Annotated in this window: 14 protein-coding genes; 5 read left to right on the top strand and 9 right to left on the bottom strand. The window is 58.2% G+C overall.

Annotation, left to right across the window (positions count from 1 at the left end; all coding sequences use genetic code 11):
- The first annotated feature begins 755 nt into the window (after window positions 1-755).
- Window positions 756-1,562 carry a M57 family metalloprotease gene (locus GO988_RS19730; protein ID WP_157568796.1) on the top strand — a complete coding sequence of 269 codons (807 nt, stop codon included), beginning with the start codon at window positions 756-758 and terminating at the stop codon, window positions 1,560-1,562.
- 71 nt (window positions 1,563-1,633) lie between these two features.
- Here the strand turns inward: GO988_RS19730 and GO988_RS19725 are convergent, their stop codons facing one another.
- The 7 genes from GO988_RS19725 to rsfS form a co-directional block, all read right to left on the bottom strand.
- Window positions 1,634-4,273 carry a S8 family serine peptidase gene (locus GO988_RS19725; RefSeq protein ID WP_198172921.1) on the bottom strand — a complete coding sequence of 880 codons (2,640 nt, stop codon included), beginning with the start codon at window positions 4,271-4,273 and terminating at the stop codon, window positions 1,634-1,636.
- Between the two features lie 140 nt (window positions 4,274-4,413).
- A complete protein-coding gene (locus tag GO988_RS19720) occupies window positions 4,414-5,577 on the bottom strand; it encodes a zinc-dependent alcohol dehydrogenase (RefSeq protein ID WP_157568792.1) in 1,164 nt (387 codons plus the stop codon).
- A gap of 200 nt (window positions 5,578-5,777) precedes the next feature.
- Window positions 5,778-6,734: a hypothetical protein gene (locus GO988_RS19715; RefSeq protein WP_157568790.1), complete on the bottom strand. Its 957-nt coding sequence runs from the start codon at window positions 6,732-6,734 to the stop codon at window positions 5,778-5,780.
- The gene (locus GO988_RS19710; RefSeq protein ID WP_394351233.1) at window positions 6,721-7,524 is read right to left on the bottom strand and encodes a UDP-2,3-diacylglucosamine diphosphatase; all 804 of its coding nucleotides are present in this window, start codon (window positions 7,522-7,524) and stop codon (window positions 6,721-6,723) included. Before GO988_RS19710 ends, GO988_RS19715 begins: the two co-directional genes overlap by 14 nt.
- The gene (locus tag GO988_RS19705; protein WP_157568788.1) at window positions 7,514-8,161 is read right to left on the bottom strand and encodes a LutC/YkgG family protein; all 648 of its coding nucleotides are present in this window, start codon (window positions 8,159-8,161) and stop codon (window positions 7,514-7,516) included. Before GO988_RS19705 ends, GO988_RS19710 begins: the two co-directional genes overlap by 11 nt.
- Window positions 8,162-8,254: 93 nt before the next feature.
- On the bottom strand, window positions 8,255-10,330 hold the full coding sequence (gene ftsH, locus GO988_RS19700; RefSeq protein WP_157568786.1) for an ATP-dependent zinc metalloprotease FtsH: 2,076 nt from the start codon (window positions 10,328-10,330) through the stop codon (window positions 8,255-8,257).
- A 98-nt stretch (window positions 10,331-10,428) separates the two neighbouring features.
- Entirely contained in the window at window positions 10,429-10,818 is a 390-nt protein-coding gene (gene rsfS, locus GO988_RS19695; RefSeq protein WP_157568784.1) for a ribosome silencing factor, read from the bottom strand.
- A 48-nt stretch (window positions 10,819-10,866) separates the two neighbouring features.
- Between rsfS and GO988_RS19690 the strand changes: the two genes are divergently transcribed.
- The 3 genes from GO988_RS19690 (at window position 10,867) to GO988_RS19680 (ending at window position 15,490) form a co-directional block, all read left to right on the top strand.
- Entirely contained in the window at window positions 10,867-11,625 is a 759-nt protein-coding gene (locus GO988_RS19690) for a biotin--[acetyl-CoA-carboxylase] ligase (protein ID WP_317164935.1), read from the top strand.
- Window positions 11,626-11,868: 243 nt separating this feature from the next.
- Window positions 11,869-12,273, top strand: a complete 405-nt coding sequence (locus GO988_RS19685) for a T9SS type A sorting domain-containing protein (RefSeq protein ID WP_157568780.1) — start codon at window positions 11,869-11,871, stop codon at window positions 12,271-12,273.
- 217 nt (window positions 12,274-12,490) lie between these two features.
- Window positions 12,491-15,490, top strand: a complete 3,000-nt coding sequence (locus GO988_RS19680; RefSeq protein ID WP_157568778.1) for a glycosyltransferase family 117 protein — start codon at window positions 12,491-12,493, stop codon at window positions 15,488-15,490.
- A 158-nt stretch (window positions 15,491-15,648) separates the two neighbouring features.
- Here the strand turns inward: GO988_RS19680 and GO988_RS19675 are convergent, their stop codons facing one another.
- Window positions 15,649-17,274 carry a 3-(methylthio)propionyl-CoA ligase gene (locus tag GO988_RS19675; protein ID WP_198172919.1) on the bottom strand — a complete coding sequence of 542 codons (1,626 nt, stop codon included), beginning with the start codon at window positions 17,272-17,274 and terminating at the stop codon, window positions 15,649-15,651.
- A 172-nt stretch (window positions 17,275-17,446) separates the two neighbouring features.
- Here GO988_RS19675 and GO988_RS19670 point away from each other — a divergent pair, with 172 nt between their 5' ends.
- Complete coding sequence (locus GO988_RS19670; RefSeq protein ID WP_157568776.1) at window positions 17,447-17,881, top strand: hypothetical protein; 435 nt, start codon at window positions 17,447-17,449, stop codon at window positions 17,879-17,881.
- A 24-nt stretch (window positions 17,882-17,905) separates the two neighbouring features.
- Here the strand turns inward: GO988_RS19670 and GO988_RS19665 are convergent, their stop codons facing one another.
- The gene (locus tag GO988_RS19665) at window positions 17,906-21,055 is read right to left on the bottom strand and encodes a glycoside hydrolase family 3 N-terminal domain-containing protein (protein ID WP_157568774.1); all 3,150 of its coding nucleotides are present in this window, start codon (window positions 21,053-21,055) and stop codon (window positions 17,906-17,908) included.
- Window positions 21,056-21,106: the final 51 nt, after the last annotated feature.

The raw sequence follows: 21,106 nt of genomic DNA, 5'->3' as shown, positions 1-21,106 counted from the left end.
AGGTAAGCCCAAAAGTTTGACCCCAGAAAAGCCTCAAGGTTGCGGTAATTGGGGTAGTAACCCAGCTTTTACTTAACCATGCGGATAGTGCGATTGCTTTTATCTGCCATGCACAGCCAGCTAAGGTTGCCCACTGCTACGCCGAAAGCAAATTTAAACCGTGCTTCGACACAGCTGCTGCCCAAGCTACTCCAGCCCTTGAGCACCCCAGCAGCTGTGAAAACATACCCCTGCGGCCTGATTTGCCAGATGACGGAATTGATGTAAGCCACGCCACTTACATCAACGGCTACGCGCCTTGGTACAGTGAAGCGGGTCGGGCTTCTACCCCTTCCGCACTGCCTTCGCGGCCGGCTGTGCTAGCCAGCTAGTCACGGCTAATGCAGCAGATTGGCAATGGCGAGCACGACCCCGAAATATAAAAAATATTATGTATAATTTATATAAGCACCTCATTCTCACCTTAAATCAAAAAACAGTAGCCTTATTCAGACTCCTCTTTACGATTGCTCTTATCAAAATATTTCTCCAAAACTCAGATTTCAACCCTAGCCTCCGCCACTGAATCCTTCTTTAAATACAGCTATTACTTATGAGAATAATAATATTTACATGCTTAATAATATAACAGCAACAACGTTACACAAATGTGTAACATTTAGGCATTTATTAGCTCTAGCATTGCAGGCTGGATAATTAATTTCACATTTGGGCACGGTTTCATTCTTTTTTCACTTATCCCCAAACTACCATTTATGTTCAAATTTTCTTCCTTACTAGCTATTGGAGCTGGTGCCGCTCTAGCCCTATCGGGCTGCCAAAAAACGGAGGATACGGCAGCCAAACCTTCCGCCATTACGCCCGAAGTTACGGCCCAGGTAAAAGCCCTTGGCTTCGGCACCGGCGACCTGAAAGCCGTGGAGGGCGGCTACGTGGTGGAGGGCGATATTTTGCTCACGCCAGAGTTGCTGGCCGGCTCTACCGACTACCGCATGCTGCGCGTAGGGGCTGATGAGCAGTACCGCACTACCAACCTGGTAACCCGCCTACCCCGCACTCTTACCGTGAGCATTTCGAGCCAGTTTCCGACCACGTACGTGTCGGCAATTGACGAGGCTATTCGCCGCTACAACGCCGCCAACCTACAGCTGAAATTCCAACGCATTACGTCGGGCACGGCCGACTTGCCAGTTAAATACTCTGCCAACCTTGGGGCAGGTGTATTAGGGCAATCGGGCGGCTTCCCAACGAATGGCAACCCGGCGCCTGGCTTTACACTGGTACCCAACGTCATTGGCAACCAAACGGTTAATGCCATTGCTACCATTATGGCCCACGAAATGGGGCACTGCATTGGCTTCCGCCACACCGACTACATGAACCGGGCGTATAGCTGCGGGGGCAGCGCCTCTAACGAAGGCGCTAGCAATGTGGGCGCCATCCTCATTCCTGGTACGCCTTCGGCCGCCGACCCCAACTCTTGGATGCTGGCGTGCGTGGGCACCAACGTGAACCGCCCTTTCAACAGCAACGACCTCACGGCCCTCAACTACCTGTATTAAGCTTTGAAAAAAACTTAGCTACGAAGCCCTCGGTCTGCTGAGCAGGCCGGGGGCTTTTTGCTGGATGCTAGCTACTGCACCAGCACTACACGGCGGGTGCGCGCGGAGCCGCCTCCGGTGGTGGGGGTAGCGCGCAGCAGGTATACTCCCGGCCGCAGGCCGGTGGTGCTGACTAGATTAAGCGCCCCGTCAACCAAGGCCATATGTACGTGGCGCCCTAGGGCATCGTAAAGGTCTATGTGCAGTGCGATGCCCGGCTCGCCGGCTACCTGTAGCTCCTGGCCAATGGCTACGGGCACCGGAAACACTAGCAACTCGCCCTGATGCGCCACCTGCACTTCTACCACCTCGCTGTAGAAGGTGTGGCCCGCTATATCTTGGCCCATTATGCGGTACTGGTTGAGGCCAGTCGTGGCCGTGAGGTCCGTAAAAACTGTAGTTAATTGGTTTACAGCATTAAGCGTCTGGATAGTTTGGAAGCCGCTAGACCCGAGGCGCTGAAGCTGCACCGCTTGCAGGCGGTAAAGCGTGCCTAGCGACAACACCAGCCGTGCCGTATCGGCCACAGCCTGCTGCGCTAAAAAAGAACGGATATAGCAGCTCACACCCGCTTCGGCCAGGTTGGCGGTGGCGCCACGTTCGGCCAGCCGCCCTCCTAGCACCGGCGCCACCGCGAAATACGTTCCCGCATTGCGCGCAGTGGGCACGCGCAGTAGTGTATCGGCTACGAGTTGCAGGGGCTCGGGCGCAGTAGCCCCCAGCCGATATACCTGGTACTGCGTGGCGCCGGGCGTGGCGGGCCAGGTTAGCAGCGCCTCGTCGGGGCATACGTAGCCGACGTGCACTGGTAGCGGCCGAGCCAGCGCAAACGTATCGGAAACATAGGCCTGGCCACCCACTACGCAGCGCACCTGCGCCAGCGTGGTTGTGTCGGGGGCAGCCCAGCCATAGGTTTGCTGCGCCACGTCGAGGCGGGCTGCGATGGGGCGCCAGGTGGCCTGGCCTACTGGGCGGTAGTCGAGCTGTGCGGGCGTGGCCGGCCCCGCCCAGTTCCAGCGCAAGTTGGCCAGCTGGCCGGAGCGCACATTGCGCAAGGCATTGGGCACCAGCCATTCAAAGCCGGCCGCCACCACTTCGTAGGCCAAACTAAACGCTTGCGGGCCGCTGCCCACGTGGTAGCCGCGCACACGTAGCTGATAGGTACCGGCGGCGGGTAAGCTAATTGTTACCTGCTCGGCGTTGTTGAGGTGGTCGGGGCGGCGGCGAGCCGGAAGGGCTAACGAGTCGAGGTGGGGGTAGGCGCTGAGCGTCCAGGGCAACCAGCGGTTGGTGGGGCTGGAGCCTAGCACTTCTAGGTCAAGGTCGTTTACGAGGGCCTGGGCGGCGTTGGCGGCAGCTTCGGGGTCGGTCCAGGTCAGCGTCACTTTCAGTTGCTGTGTGCCAGCGGGTACCACCAGGGGAATTACTTGTTCTTGGTCTTGGCCAACCACCCCGGCCCGGTAGCGGCCTTCCAGCATGGTGCGCACAGCGCCTAGCGCATCCAGTTGCCCATATCCAGCCACAAAATCAACCTCGGGTCGGCCCACATCATCGGCACTGTTGAGCAGGGCAGCCCTCACCAGCGCGGCGGGGGGTAGGGTGCCTTGCTGGTTACGGTAGGCCTGCTGCACCAACAAGGCCGCCCCTGACACCAGCGCCGAAGCATCGGATGAGCCGGCGTCGCCATATGCTACCAGTTCGGGCTTCACCCGGCCATCGTAGGCCGGCCCCCGCGAACTGAGTGCTGCTACCTGGCCTTGGGCATCGGTAGCGCCCACGCTCACTGAGTTTTTCGACATTTTAAATTGCCCGGTGAGGTTAGCTACCCCCGCCAACCCGTGGTAGGCGCCACTCGGGCTGGCCGCCGTACCCGAGTTACCGCTCGAAAACACGTGTAGCAACGTGGGCAACTGCCGCGTTTGCTGGTCGTAGCCCTGGGCCTCAAGGCCATAGTAATTCTCGATGCCCGTGCCATACGAGTGGTTTTGTACGCTCACACCCAGGCGGGTTAGCTCGGCGTTGGCATCGGGTAGCAGGTTGGTGTAGGATGACGACGCAATGAGGGCTTGCCAGGCAGCTCCCTCTCCCCCCGGCCCCGAATTGCCACCGCCCGCGATGAGCGTAGCCATAATGCTGGCGTGCGCCGACTCGATAACCGTTCCGGCGGGCGTGTTCACGAGCCGCCCACGAAAGTCGAGGTCGGTGGGGTCCAGCGGGTTTTCTTTAATAGATACCGTAAGGCCCTGGCCAGTGAGGGCGGGGTAGCGCCGCTGCACGGCACGCAGGTTGTTCACGGTGAGGTCGGCTTGGTTAAGCAAGCGCTCATCGTGGGCCACGCGCGTAGGCACATCTACAAACTCTACGAATTGCGATGCGGCCAATTGCCGCAACCCGCTATCTGATAGATTCTTGACTTCCATTACTACCCCCTCCTCCCCCACCGGGCGTATCAGCGCTCCCGGCAGCGCCTGCTTGGCCCATTGCCGAAAGCCTACCGCATCGCGCACTCGAATGCGCACCGCCCGGCGGCCAGATGTTTCGTGGCTGCCTACCCCCGGCGCCAGCTTGGCCGGTGCTATTTGGGCTTGCAGTGGGGCAGCTGTCAGTAGCCACAAACCCACTGTCGTAGAACCAGTAATAGACAGATAATGAGCGTATTTTAATAATCTCAAACCTAGCAGTATAAATAGTAAAGGATTTCCTTTCTGGACTTGCTACCAAGGTAAGCAAAAGCCGCAAAAAGCCCGGCTGTTTATTCCTGATTAGGCAGGAGTAAACAGCCGGGCTTAAATGCCGGGGCAATGGTGCTAGCTTATTCGCCGGGCTTCAGCACCACTTTCACGCAGTTGTCTTTTTTGTGGCGGAAAATGTCGTAGCCGTGCGCGGCTTGGCTTAGCGGCAGGCGGTGCGAGATAATATCGTCTAGCACTACTTCGCCCTTGATGATGTGCTGCAACAGCTTATCAATGTGCTTATGTGCCGGGGCTTGGCCGCCAACCAACTTGATGCCTTTATCAAAAAACTGCCCTACGGGGAAGTTATCGTTGGTGGTAGCGTACACGCCCAGCACCGATACCACACCGCCGCGGCGCACGGCGCTCATGCAGGTTTCGATGATTTTAGGCGAGCCTTTTTCGAGGTTTATGACAGCCTTGGCACGGTCGAGCAGATTGCGGTCGGGCTCAAAGCCTACGCAATCGACGCACACATCGGCGCCACGGCCTTCGCTCATATCGCGGATTATCTGCACTACTTGGTCGTGGCTTTCCCACAAGATGGTTTCGCAACGCGTGGTTTCCTTGGCTTTATCGAGGCGATACTGCTGGGTATCTACAATAACTACGCGGCCCGCGCCGCGCAGCCAAGCGCTTTTGGCCGCCATAATACCCACGGGGCCCGCGCCGAAAATGGCAATGAACTCGCCGCCTCTTACCTCGGCCCAGTCGATGCCCGAATAGCCGGTAGGGAAAATATCAGTTAAAAACAATACCTGCTCATCCGTCAGAAAATCTGGCACTTTGCGCGGGCCGAAGTCGGCATATGGCACGCGTACGTACTCGGCCTGGCCGCCATCGTAGCCGCCGTAAAGGTCGGTGTAGCCAAAGAGTGCGCCACCCTTCTGCGTAAGCAGGCCGCCCTCGGGGCCATAGTGGTCAGGATTAGAGTTTTCGCAGTGGCCAGGCAGCTCGTGGTTACACATAAAGCAATGTCCGCAAGCCACCGGAAACGGCACCACCACGCGGTCGCCGCGCTTGAGGTTGCCCACACCGCGGCCTACTTCTTCTACTATGCCCATGAACTCGTGGCCGAGCACCATGGGGCTGGTGGGGAGGCTACCATTGTAGATGTGTAGGTCGGAGCCGCAAATAGCCGTGCTGGTTACGCGGATAATGGCATCGCGCGAATCCTTCAGCTTGGGGTCGTCGACGGTGTCGACGCTCACATTGCGCGGACCGTGAAACACTAATGCTTTCATGGGAAAGAGAAAAAATTGAGTGGAAGAACGAGTCTGAACTAACGGACCGAACCAAGGCTGGTTGCTCTTTTACTCATATTTATTCGGATGCGCAACTTTGTTACATTAACCTCAAGTCCAACTATCTTTTGTGCTACACCTGAGCCGCTATGAGCAGTTAACTGCTCAGCCTCAGTAACCGAATTAATCTGGCCGGCTGATTACAGTTGATAAATTACCACTCCCTTCGTAGTGACGAAGTAAGCGTACTGGTCGCCCAGTAGCACTTGGCGCACTGTCGTTGCATCAAGGCCAGGGGGTAGGGCTTGTGTACGCTCGGTAAGGTTGTAGAGGTGGAAGAAATGCAACTGGCCCTCGCTCAGATATACTAGCTCATCGCCGCGGAAGGTGATGAAATCGAGACTCAAAAAGGGTAGTTTTTTGCGGTAATTACCCAGATTATCAAATACAAAAATGCCGCTCGTGTGGTCCACCAAGTACAAATTATTTTGGTACTGGCGCAGGAAGCGAAAGTCGGGCCGGCTACGGCCAATAATGAGGTCAAGCGGCGTACTTTGCACCACGCGTAAAGCCTGCGGGTCGAATTCGCGCAGCGTAAGGTTGCTTTCATCGAGTACCCACAGCAGGCCGTCGGGGGCCAGCGTAGCGGTGCGCACTGTGCCGTCGATATAATCAGCCAGCCTGATTTCACTCAGCGGCGCCAGAAAGCGGTCGAGGAGCAGCACTTGCTGTCGGTCGTCGTAAAAAACGAGCAGGCTATTCTGGTTCCAGGCTTCTACCACAGCCATGTGGCCGGGCTGCGCGGGCGAGTACGTGTTAAGTGGCTGGCCATCGCGGCCCAACTGGCGCAAGTTGTTGTCGCGGTCGGCCAAATACAGCGTACCGCGCCGGTCTAGGGAGGCGGCCCCGGGAGTAGGCAGCGTCAGGTTCTTGACCAGCGCCCACGTACCCGAAGCCGGCGTCGGCGCATTGGGATTAACGGTTTTTTCGGGAGATGCCGCTTCTACGGGGGCTACGCGGGCGGCCGGCGCTACCGAAGCCGCGCTAGGCACAGTGCCTTGGCCATGGGTTGCCAGTGGCAGCAGGCAGGCCAGTACGGTACCCCAGCGCACCCCTACCCCCTCCGGCCGACCTAAAGCTGGTCTAGCGAGCCACATCGCTCGTAAACTCGCGCAAAACCAACTCGTTGCCATCATACACGCCGTAGGAGCAATAATTGACCCATTCGCCCAGGTTAAGGTAACGGCTACCGGGGCCCACGGCTACGTCGAGGGGTAGATGCCGGTGGCCAAACACGTAATAGTCGTGGTGCTGGCGCTTTTCGACCTCCCGGCAGTACACCAGTAGCCACTCGTCTTCGCCAAAATACTTGGCGTCGGCGGCGCCATTTTGGATGCGCGAGCGGCGACTCCAGCTATTAGCTAGGCCGATACCCAAGTTGGGGTGCAAGCGGGCAAAAAGCCACTGCGTAAAGCGTGAGCCAAATACGGGTTTCAGCACGCGCCGGTAAGCAAAATCACCTGGCCCCAGGCCATCGCCGTGCCCAATATGAAATAGCTGATTCCCAATGCGCTGCGAAACTGGTGCCCGCATAATGGGAATTCCCATTTCTTGGGTGAAGTAGCCAAACATCCACATATCGTGGTTGCCAGTAAAGAGTGTAATGGGTAGCCCACCATCTGTTAGCTCGGCCAGCTTGCCTTGCAAACGGCTGAAACCTCGCGGAATAGCGTGCCGGTATTCAAACCAAAAGTCAAAAATATCGCCGAGCAGGTATATCGCCGCTGCGTCTTTGGCAGCCTCGTCGAGCCAGCGCACAATGCGCCGCTCGCGTTCGCGGGAAGTTTCGGCATCGGGCGCGCCCAGGTGAAAGTCAGAGGCGAAATAGACTCGTTTCCCCGGCGGCAGGGCTTGTGGTGGCAACTCAGGTAACAATTCAGGCATCATCTTCGAGCAAAAACAGCGTGAGCCGGCGCGGACCATGGGCCCCAAGTACCAGCGTTTTCTCAATGTCGGCCGTGCGGCTGGGGCCCGTCGTGAGCGACAACATAGAGGGTAGGGCGGCCCCGTAGCGGCTTTGCATCACGCGCAGCGCATCGCCTATTTCGGCCACTACTTGGCTAGGCCGGGCTAGCACAAGGTGCTGGTCGGGGTAGATGCTGAGGCGCCGGCCGCTGGCCGTAGCGGGTGCGACCACCACGCTGCCCGTGCGCGCTACCAGCGCCTCGCACGAGGTAAGCCCCCCGGCCGCCTGCGCCCGAAAATCCGTTTCGGTAGCTTGAAATGGAATGTCGGCCGCGGTTAACAAGGCCTGCATAGCTGGCTCCCACACGTAAAACTGCTGGCCGGCCGGTAACCGCTCGGTTAGCCACGCGCGTAGTTCGGCGCCAAGTTGCAGCAAGGTCTCGCAATAAAAAAACTCTCCTCCCACACGCCGAAAGCTCTCGGCAAACGTCACAGCCAAGTCATTGACTGGCAACGGCGGATGCACTGGAGCACTCCAGTCAGGCAGAGGGGGTAGGGGCGCAGGCCCGGCCGCTAGTGCCGTACGAATGCGGGCGAGCATCTTTTCGCGAGAAGACATAGCGCAAAGGTAGGGCGGGTTAGGGCAGGGTAGCCACGCAAAAAAGGCTCGCCGAAATCGGCGAGCCTTTCCTATTCTTCTTCACTTAAGTTGTTAAACTGACTCTGCTTCGGGTTGGCCGGGGAGGTGCAACTCGGGCAGGTCGCCGGCCAGCGGCGTGCCGGGGTGCTCTTGGCGCACTTCGCTGGCAGTTTCCGAACGGTCGGTGCCAGCCATGTGTGCCTGGTAGTTGGTTTGGCCACCAAAGGGGCGCTTGCCGACGAGACGCTCCAAGTCGTCTTGCAACAGCACTTCTTTCTCCAGCAACTCTTTGGCAATTACTTCCAGTTCGTGGCGGCGTTCGGTCAGCAGTTCTTTCGTGCGGACGTAAGCTTGCTCAATGATGTTCCGAACTTCTTCGTCAATCATTTGCGAGGTAGCTTCCGAGTAAGGCTTCGAGAAGCCGTATTCGTTCTGGCCCTTCGAATCGTAGAACGAAACGTTGCCGAGCTTCGAGTTCATGCCGTACATCGTCACGATGCTATAGGCCATTTTCGTGATGCGCTCCAAGTCGCTGAGAGCACCAGTCGAGATTTTGCCAAAGACAATTTCTTCAGCAGCGCGGCCACCGAGGGCCATGCACATCTCGTCAATGAGCTGCTCTGTATTATACAAGAATTGCTCTTTAGGCAAATATTGTGCGTAGCCCAGTGCGGCTACCCCCCGCGGCACGATGGACACTTTCACCAACGGGTCGGTGTGCTCCAAAAACCAGCCGGTGATGGCGTGGCCAGCTTCGTGGTAAGCCACGATACGCTTTTCGCCGGGGCTGATAATCTTGTTTTTCTTTTCCAAACCCCCAATCACCCGGTCGATGGCATCGGTGAAGTCTTGGTTGGTCACCATCTTTTTGTCGCGGCGAGCAGCGATGAGCGCGGCTTCGTTGCAGACATTGGCGATTTCGGCGCCGGCGAAACCAGGCGTTTGAGCCGACAGTTTCTTAGCGTCTACATCAGGGCCCAGGGTCAGCGGCTTCAAGTGAACCTGAAAAATCTCGGTACGGCCATTAATATCTGGCTTGTCAATACTCACCTGGCGGTCGAAACGACCAGGACGCAGCAGTGCCGAATCCAACGTATCAGGGCGGTTAGTAGCAGCTAGGATGATGACGCCCGAGTCGGTGCCAAAACCGTCCATCTCCACTAGTAGTGAGTTCAGGGTGTTTTCGCGCTCGTCGTTGCCACCGGGCATAGCACCGCGGCTCCGCGAGCGGCCCACGGCATCAATCTCATCAATGAAGATGATGCACGGCGCCTTGGCTTTCGCTTGCTTGAACAAGTCACGCACGCGAGCTGCACCAACCCCTACAAACATTTCTACGAAGTCGGAACCCGACAGCGAGAAGAATGGCACATCGGCTTCGCCAGCTACTGCTTTAGCCAGCAGGGTTTTACCGGTGCCGGGAGGACCTACCAGCAGCGCACCTTTCGGAATTTTACCGCCCAGGATAGTGAATTTGCTGGGGTTTTTCAGGAACTCTACAATCTCTTGTACTTCCTCTTTAGCTTCCTCCAGGCCAGCTACGTCTTTGAACGTAATCTTTACCTTGTCACCGCCATCAAACAGAGCCGCACGGCTCTTGCCAATATTGAAAATCTGGCCACCAGGCCCGCCTGCGCTGCTCATGCGGCGCATTAGGAAGATGAATAAGATGATGCTAGCGATGATGAGGCCGTACCCGCTGATGAAGTCAAACAGGCTCTGACGGTCCGAAATATCCAACGCTACCCGGTCCCCTACTGGCTTGTTGGCCTGTAACTTTTCGAGTTGCTCCTGAAATACTTTGGCGTCAAATACCGGGAAGAAATACTGCGCACCGCGGTCAGCGGCGAATGGGCCACGCTTGGCGGTTAAGTCGCGCTGATACTCTGGTTTTTTTAGGGCCTCAGGCGTGAGGCCAACTTCTACCAACTGCTTGTTCACGACGGTAATGTCGTGCACATCGCCAGCGGCCAGCATTTGCTCGAAGCGCTGCTGGTTGATTTTAACGGCTGAATTGTAGCTCGTAAAATAGAACATGCCGGTAAAGAGCACCAGCAGCCCCGCCATCACCCAGAGCTGCACCCCCGGCCGCGGCGAAGGGGTAGGCAGCGTCGGCTTGCGACGTTTATTGGGCGTTGTATCAGACATAAAAAATGGGCTTAGTTATTTGATAATCAAGACGCAGGTAGTGAGCCCAGCTAGTGCCAAGCTCCCCTACCCCTTAACGCAGCCGGCAAGGAAATACTTTAGCGCGTTACGTCGGCCGTGTCTTCCACGTACGTAAACTCAGCATCACCCCACAGCTCCTCCAAGGCGTAGAACTGCCGCCGGTCGCGCAAGAAAACGTGCACAACCACATCTACGTAATCCAACAAAATCCACTCGCGGTTAGTGCGACCTTCGCTCTGCCAAGGGGCCTGAGCGGTAACTTTTTCCACTTCTTCCTCTACCGAGCGGGCCAAGGCCTCAAGCTGAGTATCGGACGAAGCCGAGGCGATGATAAAATAATCGGCCACTGCGTTCTTCAACTCCTTCAAGTTGAGGACCACAATGTCCATACCTTTTCTTTCCTGCAAGCCGCGAACGGCTATTTCTGCCAATGTGTCCGAATCCTGTCGAACCAAGGTGCTCTTCATAGAGTAAGTTTACGTTTTTACTAAGCTAATGTACGACTGTTAACCCGCGTGGCCATCAGCCCTAATACCTTATTTACAGGCCAGCAGCTCATTTGGCTGCCCGCCTGCCCTTCTACTAACTCAGAAGCGCACCAACTGTTGCGCGAAAACCGGGCCAGCGAAGGATGTACCGTCATTACGGACGACCAAACGGCCGGCCGGGGCCAGCGTGGCAACCAATGGCTGGCCGCACCGGGCGAAAACCTGACATTATCGGTCGTGTGGCTACCTACCTTCTTGGATGCTAGCCAGCAGTTTTTGCTGAGCCAAGCCGTAGCGCTGGGCGTGTACGACTGGGCCGAAACGCTGCTCCAGCCTACCCCCCAGCTGCGGCTGAAATGGCCCAACGACTTGTATTTTGGCACAAAAAAATTTGGTGGCATCCTCATTGAGAACAGCCTAAGCGGCGCAAAAATTCAGTCTAGCATCGTTGGTATTGGACTGAATGTGAACCAACAACATTTTTCAGTGCCTACTGCTACTTCCCTGAGCGTGCTCACGGGGCGTCATTTCCAGCGCGAAGCACTGGCCGCCGCGCTACTCGAGTGCTTAGAGCGGCGCTACCTGCAGTTGCGAGCGGGCCAAGTGGGCCAGCTGCGCCGGGCCTACCTAGCCGCGCTCTACCGCTACCAAGAGTGGCACGACTACGAAGTGGCCGGCCGCCGGGTGCGCGGCCAAATTGTGGGGGTAGAGGAAGATGGCCGCTTGGCCGTCGAGATGGAGAACGCAGTGCAGCGCTTTGGCTTGCAGGAAATTAAATACCTATAGCGCGGGTTAGCCGGTAAAACGGGTAGGCGCTAACGCTTGCGATAGCGGAACCAGCCATTTGTCGATAAAAGCAGTACGCTGGCCGAAATAAGCAGGCGAAAGGAGGTGCGTAGCCCTAGCTTCGTTTAAAATTTCAGCCTCCTAGCAGGCTATCATCCGGCACGGTGCTTGTTCATAGTAGTCTCACCCGGATACTTTAGTTTTGAATCGGCTTCTTGCAAATACGCTTACCTATTCCTACCCATGCGTTTATTTACTCATGTTCTGACGTTGGCCGCTTTGGTGCTAGCTTTTGCACCGGCTGGGGCCACTACGCACCACGTACGCAATGTGCGCATTGGCATGGTTAGCGCCGCGCGCGCTACCCCCCAAACGCCAACCTTGCCAGTGGCGGCACCCACGCTCAGCGTGTTTCCAAATCCTGGCCACGGCCAAATTGCGGTTCAATTGGCGGCACCTCACGGCCACGATTATAAATTTCGCCTCAGCAATGTGCTCGGTCGCGAAGTGCGTTTGTTGGCCCTGCGCCCCGAATTGACAGTAGAGGCCCTACCTCTAGATGTCAGCAATTTGCCCGCTGGGCTTTATTTCTACTCGCTATTGGTGAACGATAAGGTAGTGAGCACCAACCGGCTGACATTGCAATAATCTATTTTAGCAGTATAAATTAGTTACGATAAAAGCAGCTGCCGGCCGGTAGCTGCTTTTTTTACGCCCTCCCCGCGGCCTCGACGCAACCCCTTGGGGGTTGTTGCCTACTTTTGGGGGCTTATTGCCGAATGGCAATGGTTTAGTTATAACGGAATTTCTTTCTGGTCGGGAAGCGGCTGCCGGTGGCAGCAGCAGCCGGTCATTTTTGCCCCGTATGCGTTCATTTCAACGGTTGAATAACCTGGTCGGCTGGGTGGTTTTTGCCATCGCCGCCGCCACCTACCTGCTTACACTAGAGCCCACTGCCTCCTTCTGGGACTGCGGCGAGTTCATTGCCTGCTCGTACAAGCTACTGGTGCCGCACCCACCGGGTGCGCCTACCTTCCTCATCTTGGGGCGACTGATGTCGCTGCTCAGCTTTGGCGATGTTACCAAAGTAGCGGTACTTGTCAATGCCCTTTCGGGCTTAAGCAGCGCGTTTACGGTGCTGTTTTTATTCTGGATTATCACCCGGCTGGCGCGCAAACTGCTGCTGGCGCGGGGCGAGTTTGAAACCGAAACGCCGGAGCCTACTGGCTACCAAACGCTGCTCATCTTGGGCGCGGGGGTGGTAGGGGCGCTGTCGTTCGCGTTTTCCGATTCCTTCTGGTTCAACGCCGTGGAGGGCGAGGTATACGCCATGTCGGCCCTCTGCACCGCCGCCGTGGTTTGGATAATGCTGAAATGGGAAGAACACGCCAGCGAAGCTGATTCGGATAAGTGGCTCATCCTCATTGCCTACGCCATTGGCCTCAGTATTGGCGTGCACTTGCTGAATTTGCTGGCCGTGCCGGCGCTGGCCTTTATCTACTACTACCGCCGCTCGGCCAACCCTACCCCCCTCGGTGGCATCATCACGCTGGCCATCAGCTTGGTTATTGTGGGCTCGGTACTGGTGGGCATCATTCCGGGCCTGCCTACACTAGCTGGAGGTTTTGAAGTATTCTTCATCAATACGCTCGGCCTACCTTTCAATTCGGGCCTGATTATCTTCCTGGCGCTGTTTATAGGGTTGATTTGGTTTGGCTTCCGGTTGTCGCACCGCTTGCGCAGCCAGCTGCTAAACACGGCCATGCTGTGCTTCGTGTTTATCCTCATCGGTTATTCGAGCTACCTAATTGTACCGATTCGCTCATCGTTTCACCCTACTATCAACGAGAACGACCCCGAGGATGTCCTCAGCTTTGTGAGCTACCTCAAGCGTGAGCAGTACGGCTCGCGGCCTTTGCTCTACGGCCCGCAATTCAACGCTCAGCCCGACCACTACGAGGAAGGCGCGCCGCGCTACGTGCGCAAAGACGGCCGCTACCAGGAAGTGCTACCCCGTGCCCAGGAGCCCGGCTACGCCGACGCCGACAAGATGCTCCTACCCCGCCTCTACAGCTACGACCCGGCTCATATTCAAGAGTATAAGAAGTGGGTGCCCGACTTGCAGGAAGGCACCAAGCCTACGATGGGCCAAAACCTGGGCTTCTTGTTCCGGTACCAGATTGGGCACATGTTCTGGCGCTATTTTTTCTGGAACTACGTGGGCCGCGACTCCGATATCCAGCAGGCGGGCGTGGTGACGCCCTTTAGCCCCGGCCGCACTGCCCTACCCCCCCGCATTGGCGAGAGCTTCGCGCACAATAATTTCTTCGCTATTCCGCTCATTTTGGGCCTCATCGGCCTGTTTGTGCAAGTGCGCCGCCGCGGCAATGATGCCCTGATTGTGGGTTTGCTGTTCCTGTTTACGGGCATTGCTATTGTGGTGTACCTCAACCAGCCGCCCATCGAGCCCCGCGAGCGGGACTACACGTTCTGCGGCGCCACGTTTGCGTTTGCCATCTGGATTGGCTTGGGGGTGATTGGCTTAGCACAACTATTAGGTGCAGCCTTGAAAGCCGAGAATGCTCGCGCTACCGTAGCCATTTTGCTGGGCTTGGTTTCGCCCGCCATCTTGGTGGCGCAGGGCTGGAACGACCACGACCGCTCGGGCCGCTACAACTCGGTCGATTCGGCGCGTAACCTGTTGAATTCGTGCGCGCCAAACGCGATTTTGTTTACCAACGGCGACAACGATACTTTCCCGCTTTGGTACGCCCAGGAGGTCGAAGGCATCCGTACCGACGTGCGCGTAGCCGTGCTGTCGTATTTGAATACCGACTGGTACATCCAGCAAATGAAGCGTCGTGCTTACCTCTCGCAGGGCGTGCCCGTGAGCATGGGCGACGCGACCTACGCGCAGGGCAACAACGATATGCTGCCCTTCTCGCCCAACCCGTCGGTGGATAGCTTGGACCTCAAGCAGTTTATCAGCCTTGTGGGCCAGGGCAGCCCGCTGCTGAAGTACACCGACGGCAACTACTCGACGATGACCTTCCCTACCCCCAAGTTTTTTTTGAACGTGGATACTACGGCAGTGAAGGCGTTGAACATCATCCCGAAAGACCGCCAAGGCCAACTTGTGAGCCACATGGAGTGGAGCATGGGTAAACGGGCCATCGAAAAGAAAAACCTGGTGATTCTGGATATGATTGCCACCAATAACTGGAAGCGGCCCATCTATTTTAGCTCGACGGTAGCCCCGTCGGACTACATGAACTTGCAGCCTTACTTCCAGCTTGAGGGTATGGCCTACCGCCTGCTGCCGCTGCGCGACCCCAACTACAACGCCCGCGGCGACGAAGGCTACGTGGAGAAATCGATTTGCTACGACGAGCTGATGCACAAGTTCCAGTACCGCGGCTTGCAGTCGGCCAACATTTTTTACGACGAGAACAACCTGCGCTTCCCAGCCAATTACCGCGATAAGTTTGCCCGCCTTGCCAACGCTTACCTCGCCGAAGGCAATATTGCCAAGGCCAAAGAAGTGGCTGATAAGTGCCTAGAAGTGATGCCCGACGCGGCCATCCCGTACGACTACTACACGCCGCAGCTGGTGCCAGCGCTGCTCGCGGGCGGCGAAAAGGCCAAGGCCGACGCCATCCTCGACAAGCTTACCGACCGCAGCATCCAGATGCTGAGCTATTACCAGACCCACGACGGCGCCCTCTTCGACGATGCCCAGCGCGGCTACCTCCTCACCTTGCAGAGTGTGTACCAGTCGGCCGCCTCACCGGCCGTGAACGACCAAGTGCGCGCCAAGAAAGCCTACGAGGTGCTCGCGCCTTACTTGCAGCAGGGCGGACAATAGCCACTTCTGTAGCAAGCTTAAAAAGCCCCGCTGGCCTAGTGCCAGCGGGGCTTTTTAATGCTTTACCAGTTGCTTAGTAGCGCGGACTTTTAGGCCACATGTCAGTTTACCTGATACTCGCGGCCTTAAAGTCCGCGCTGTTTGTTTCTACGAATTGATTACTTCAATTCATAGTCTGCGAAGTCTTTGCGCAGCTGCGTTTTGAGCAGCTTGCCAGTGGCGGTGTGGGGCAACTGCGCTACAAACTCTACGGCGTCGGGCTTCCACCAGGTGGCAATTTTGCCGTCGAAAAACGCTAGCAGTTCCTCAGCTGACACGTCGTGGCCGGGTTTGCGCACCACCACTAGCAGGGGGCGCTCGCTCCACTTGGGGTGCGGCACGCCGATGACGGCCGCCTCCACGATGGCGGGGTGCGCCACGGCCAGGTTTTCGAGGTCGATGCTCGAAATCCACTCGCCACCCGACTTGATAACATCCTTCGAGCGGTCGGTGATGTTCATAAACCCGTCGGCGTCGATGGTGGCCACGTCGCCGGTGCGGAACCAGCCGTTGGCCGTGAGCTGGCCGGGTGAAGTGGCGCCAAAATAGTCGCTCACCACAAACGGACCGCGCACCAGCAGGTCGCCAAACGCTACCCCGTCGTGCGGCAGCGGCTGGCCGGCGTCGTTCACAATCTCCATATCAATGCCGAAAATGCTGCGGCCCTGCTTGATTTTAAAGAAGAATTGCGCTTCTTCGGGCAGGTCGAGGTGCTGGGCTTTGAGGGTGCTGACGGTGCCGAGCGGCGAGGTTTCGGACATGCCCCAGGCGTGGCGGATTTCGATGCCCAGTTCTTCATCGAAGGCCTGCAGTAGGGCCGGCGGGCACGAGGCGCCGCCCACTATCATCTTGCGCAGCGTACTAAACTGGCGTTGGCCTTCGCGCATGTATTGCAGCAGCCCAAACCAGATGGTGGGCACGCCAGCTGAGAACGTGACGCCTTCGTGCTCAAACAGTTCGTAGAGGCTGGCCGCGTCGAGCGCGGGGCCCGGCAGCACCAGCTTGCAGCCATTGAGCGGCGCCAGGTACGGAATGCCCCAGGCATTGACGTGGAACATGGGCACGACGGGCAAAATCACGTCGCGCGCGCCGCAATTGAAGCAATCGGGCAGCGAGGCTGCGTACGAGTGCAGCAGCGTAGAGCGATGCGAATAGAGCACTCCCTTCGGCTCGTCAGTGGTGCCAGAGGTGTAGCAGAGCGATGAGGCGGTGTTTTCCTCAAATAGTGGCCACTCGTAGTCGGCGCTTTCGGCGGCCAGCAGCGCCTCGTAGCTGCTCAGGCGGGGTAAAGTTGAGGCAGTAGGCAAATGCTCGGAACCAGCTAGCAGCACCCATTGCTCGACCGTGGGGCAGTGCGGAGCTAACTTTTCGACGAGGGGTAGGAAGGTAATGTCGAAGAACAGCAGCCGGTCTTGGGCGTGATTAATTATATAAATTAACTGTTCAAAAAACAGGCGGGGGTTGATGGTATGGCACACCGCGCCCAGCCCCGAAATGCCGTAGTACAACTCGAAATGCCGGTGCGTATTCCAAGCCAGCGTACCCACGCGGTCGCCGGGCTGGATGCCCAGGCGCGTGAGCACATTAGCCAGTTGCTTGGCGCGCTGGTGGGCCGCAGCGTAGGTGTAGCGAAACAGCCCCCCTTCGGGCAGGCGCGATACAATTTCGGTATCGGCGTGCCACTTGGCGGCGTGTTCGATGAGCCCTGCAATGCGCAGGGGGGTAGGCATCATTAATCCTTGCATGGCCAAGGGAAGAGTGGGTGGGAAAATTGGTGGGCGGAAGATAGCAGCCTACCCCGCTTCCGACGCCGCCCGCGCCGGGAAACCACCTTTCGCAAGCCTGAACACTTCGCGGTTCGCCGGCGTTGAGACGCGTAGTGGCAGCCACCGCTTAGCCCTACCCCCCTGCCAGCTCATGACCATCGCCTGCTCTTCTTCTGACTATCTGGACGTTACTTATCAGCCCGATTTGCGCATCTTAGTGGGCCGCTGGTTGCGCCTCGTTACCGAAGAAGAGGCGCTGCGTGGCTACGACTGTTTGCTGGCTACTGCTCGCCAGTACGACGCGCATTACTGGCTGCTCGACATCAGGCGGCGGCACCGCAGTGCCCCAGCCATGCTCGACTGGCTGCTCCACACTTATTACAACCAGCTCGTGCGCGAGTTGGGGCCGCCTGTGCGCCTGGTGTACTTTATGGCTCCTGGCTTGCGTCAAGAATTTCAGCACGACAATACCGTGCCCGAGCCGCATACCTATCATGCCGACGAGCCGTTCCGCATGAACCAATGCATTACCGAGGCTGAAGCCGTGGCGTGGCTGCTAGCCGAGCAGCGCGTGCACCAAGCTTAAGGCTAGCCGGCCCTACCCCCTCCCCTACGGCCGAATAGCCTCAATGGCCACCTGCTGAATCTGGGTGCGCACGTTCAGCTGGCTCAGCTTATTGTTGCGCCGCGAAGGGTTGACGCGGTTCGTCAGCACCACCACTACTAATTCCTTTTCGGGGTCGACCCAGAAATACGTGCCTGTGAAGCCCGAATGCCCAAAGCTGCTAGCCGAGGCACCGGGCGCTGTGTTGCCGGCGGCAGGCCGGCTGGGCCGGTCGAAGCCCAAGCCGCGCCGGTTGCCAGTGCCGCAAAATTGGCAGCGCGTGTAATCAGCCAGCACATTGGCTTGGAAGATTTGCTGGCCGCCGTAGCGCCCGCCCCAGGCGTAGGCCTGCGCGAGCTGCGCCACATCGTTGGCCGAGCCGAAGAGCCCCGCGTGGCCCGAAATGCCGCCCAACAGCGCCGCGCCTTCGTCGTCGACGTAGCCGCGCAGCAGTTGGCGGCGGAACAGCGAGTCGTACTCGGTAGGCACTAGGCGGCCTTCGGCAAAATGGTGCAGGGGCTGAAAATGCAGGTTAGAACCCAGTGGCCGGTATATGTGCTTGGTCAGAAAATCCTCAAAGTGCTGGCCCGTTCGCCGCTGCACCAGCCAGGGGTAGAGGTAAAAAGACAAATCGGAATACACGTAGCCCGGCTTGGCATTGAGGGGCGCCGCCCCAATTTGGGCGTAGATATAAGCCGGCAATTTGCGCCTACCCCACAGCCCGCGCGCCACCGGCAGCGGAAACCGCGCCGACGAATCAGCCCGGAACCAACGGCGGCGCAGCGTGCCATCGGGTTTGGTTAGCGCCTTCCAAAACGGAATCCAAGCGGGCAGCCCGGCCTGGTGGGCTAGCACATCGCGCAGCTTCAGGTTGGCCTTATTCGTCTTTTGCAGAAAAGGAAAGAACTGGCCCAACGTACTGTCTGGGCTGAATTTGCCTTGCTCTTGTAGCTTAAGCAGCGCCGGCGTAGATGCCAGCACTTTGGTGAGCGACGCGAGGTCGTATACATCGGTATTCTGCACCAAGCGCGGGCCAACTGGCCGGGGAGCAGCGGCAACTGAGCTAGCCCCAGCGGCGCCTGGCTCACTCCCAAAGTTACCCGCCGCCGACGCCACTATGCCAGTCGGCGTAGCGGCTACTGGCGACGCAGCCCCACTTATAGCAGCCTGATAGCCATAGCTTTTGCGCAACACTACCACTCCTCGGTGAGCAATGAGCACCTGGCCACCCGGGGTAGCCTGGGCGGCCAGCGCTTGCTGCATAAGGCTATCGACGCGGGCTTCGAGGCGCCGGTCCATACCGGCATCTTCGGGATGAGCGTAGGCTAGGCGCAGGCCGGGCGTGGTGCTGAGGCCGAAGCCGGCGGGCAGGTTGTTAGCGACCGTCACCGGCAGCTTTCCACTGGCGCCGATGCCGCCAAAAATGAGTTGGGCCGCCAGTTCCTGCGCTTGCGGGCTTTCTTGGTAGGCCAGCACCACAGCGCTGGCACGGTCGAAGTCGCGCACCTTCGCCACGGCGTAGGCCGAGCCAAATACGCTAAGTATTACCTGCTGGCCGGGTTTGGTTAGCTCGCGCAGCAGCAAGTTGTCCTCGGGTGTAATGCCAAAACTGGTGGCGGGCAGGCGGCCCAGACTTTGCAGGGCCACCAGCACCACATCATACGAAAACAGCTTGGCCCGAATATCCACCAATTCATCCAGCGTGGGTGCGGCGGGCAGGTGGAAGTGCACTACCGGCGCATAGTCGGCCACGGCGCGTTGAAAATCAGTTGTATCGCCAGGCGTGCCCCCCAGTACCAGCGTGGCAATGCGCAGGGTGTCAAGCCGCTGCAAGGGCAAGATAGTGTGTTGGTTACGCAGCAGGGTGATGCTGCGCTCAGTTAGTCGGTGGCTGACGTAGCGGGCGTGCGCGGGGTTTAGGTCCTCGAAAATATGCTGCTCCGATACGGGCTGGTAAGCTTTCAGGCCCGCCCACTGCTTGAGAGCCAGCACGCGGCGGCAGCTTTCGTCGATGCGTGCCTGCGAAATACGGCCGCTGTCTACGGCCGCCAGCACAGTTTGCAGGGCAAGGGGCACGTTTTTGCTGAATTCCAGCACGTCGTTGCCAGCTAGCAGCGCCCGCACCTCGGCCTCGCCGGGCGGCACCCGCTTGATAACGCCCTGCATATTCATGGCATCCGTAAACACTACCCCTTTAAAACCAAGCTGTTGGCGCAGCACGCCCGTTACGATAAGCTTCGACAGGGTGCTAGGGTCGCCCGACGTGTCGAGGGTTGGCACGTTGAGGTGGGCCACCATCATGCCGCCAATACCGCTGCTAATCATGCTTTTGAAGGGCGGCAGCTCCAACGAATCGAGCCTACCCCTATCTACCCGCACGAGGGGTAGGGCGAGGTGCGAGTCGGCATCGACGTCGCCGTGGCCAGGAAAATGTTTGGCTACGGCTAACACGCCCGCATCCTGCATTCCTTTCATATACAGGCGACTAAGACGCGACACAGCCACTGGGTCTTCGCCCCACGAGCGGAAGCCGATGACCGGGTTGGCCGGGTTATTATTGACATCGACTACGGGCGCAAAGTTGACGTGCATGCCGAGCCGCCGAAACTGCTGCGCCACCTCGCGCCCCATCTCGTAGATGAGCGCCGAATCGGCCTGCGGCACCGCGCCCAAACTCATCTGGTACGGGAAGCGCAGCACGCTGTCTAGGCGCATGCCGGCGCCCCATTCGCCGTCCATCGCCACTAGTAGCGGCACCTGGCTTTGGCTTTGGAAGCGATTGAGCAGCCGCGTTTGCCGCACTGGCCCACCCTGAAAATAGATGAGGCCCCCAATGCCGTACTGCTTTATCAGCGTGGAAATAGAGTCTTGGTAAATAGCAGGCTTGTTTGAGTAAGCCGCCACCATAAATAGCTGCGCCACCCGCTGCCGGGGTGTGAGCGTGCGCATCAGGCTATCAACCCAGGGAGAATGCAGGTAGCGCAAAAAGGCAGGGGTAGTACCCGAAACTGGCGCGGGCTTCAGGGCAACCGTTTTTTTGGTGGGCCGGGCAGCCGAGCGGCGCTGGCCAACCGCCAGCAGCGGCCCCACCAGCAACAGGAAGAGCAAAAGGTATTTGGTGCGCAACGGAAATACGGCAAGGGATGAGACGAGCAAAAGTCGGCAGTAATCCTAGAATCTGCCTACCTCCGCTACTCTTGCCCCGCC

Origin of the sequence: Hymenobacter ginkgonis (assembly GCF_009755225.1) — a bacterium.
In the GTDB taxonomy this organism is placed as follows: Bacteria; Bacteroidota; Bacteroidia; order Cytophagales; family Hymenobacteraceae; genus Hymenobacter; species Hymenobacter ginkgonis.
Note: the sequence above shows the minus strand (reverse complement) of the source record. Positions and strands in the feature narration are given on the sequence as shown.

What these genes read in the sequence shown, in the direction of transcription:
- GO988_RS19730 (WP_157568796.1), top strand. Translation starts at nt 756, where the DNA reads ATGTTCAAATTTTCTTCCTTACTAGCTATTGGAGCTGGTGCCGCTCTA.
- GO988_RS19720 (WP_157568792.1), bottom strand. Translation starts at nt 5,577, where the DNA reads ATGAAAGCATTAGTGTTTCACGGTCCGCGCAATGTGAGCGTCGACACC.
- GO988_RS19715 (WP_157568790.1), bottom strand. Translation starts at nt 6,734, where the DNA reads ATGTGGCTCGCTAGACCAGCTTTAGGTCGGCCGGAGGGGGTAGGGGTG.
- GO988_RS19710 (WP_394351233.1), bottom strand. Translation starts at nt 7,524, where the DNA reads ATGATGCCTGAATTGTTACCTGAGTTGCCACCACAAGCCCTGCCGCCG.
- GO988_RS19705 (WP_157568788.1), bottom strand. Translation starts at nt 8,161, where the DNA reads ATGTCTTCTCGCGAAAAGATGCTCGCCCGCATTCGTACGGCACTAGCG.
- ftsH (WP_157568786.1), bottom strand. Translation starts at nt 10,330, where the DNA reads ATGTCTGATACAACGCCCAATAAACGTCGCAAGCCGACGCTGCCTACC.
- rsfS (WP_157568784.1), bottom strand. Translation starts at nt 10,818, where the DNA reads ATGAAGAGCACCTTGGTTCGACAGGATTCGGACACATTGGCAGAAATA.
- GO988_RS19685 (WP_157568780.1), top strand. Translation starts at nt 11,869, where the DNA reads ATGCGTTTATTTACTCATGTTCTGACGTTGGCCGCTTTGGTGCTAGCT.
- GO988_RS19680 (WP_157568778.1), top strand. Translation starts at nt 12,491, where the DNA reads ATGCGTTCATTTCAACGGTTGAATAACCTGGTCGGCTGGGTGGTTTTT.
- GO988_RS19675 (WP_198172919.1), bottom strand. Translation starts at nt 17,274, where the DNA reads ATGCAAGGATTAATGATGCCTACCCCCCTGCGCATTGCAGGGCTCATC.
- GO988_RS19670 (WP_157568776.1), top strand. Translation starts at nt 17,447, where the DNA reads ATGACCATCGCCTGCTCTTCTTCTGACTATCTGGACGTTACTTATCAG.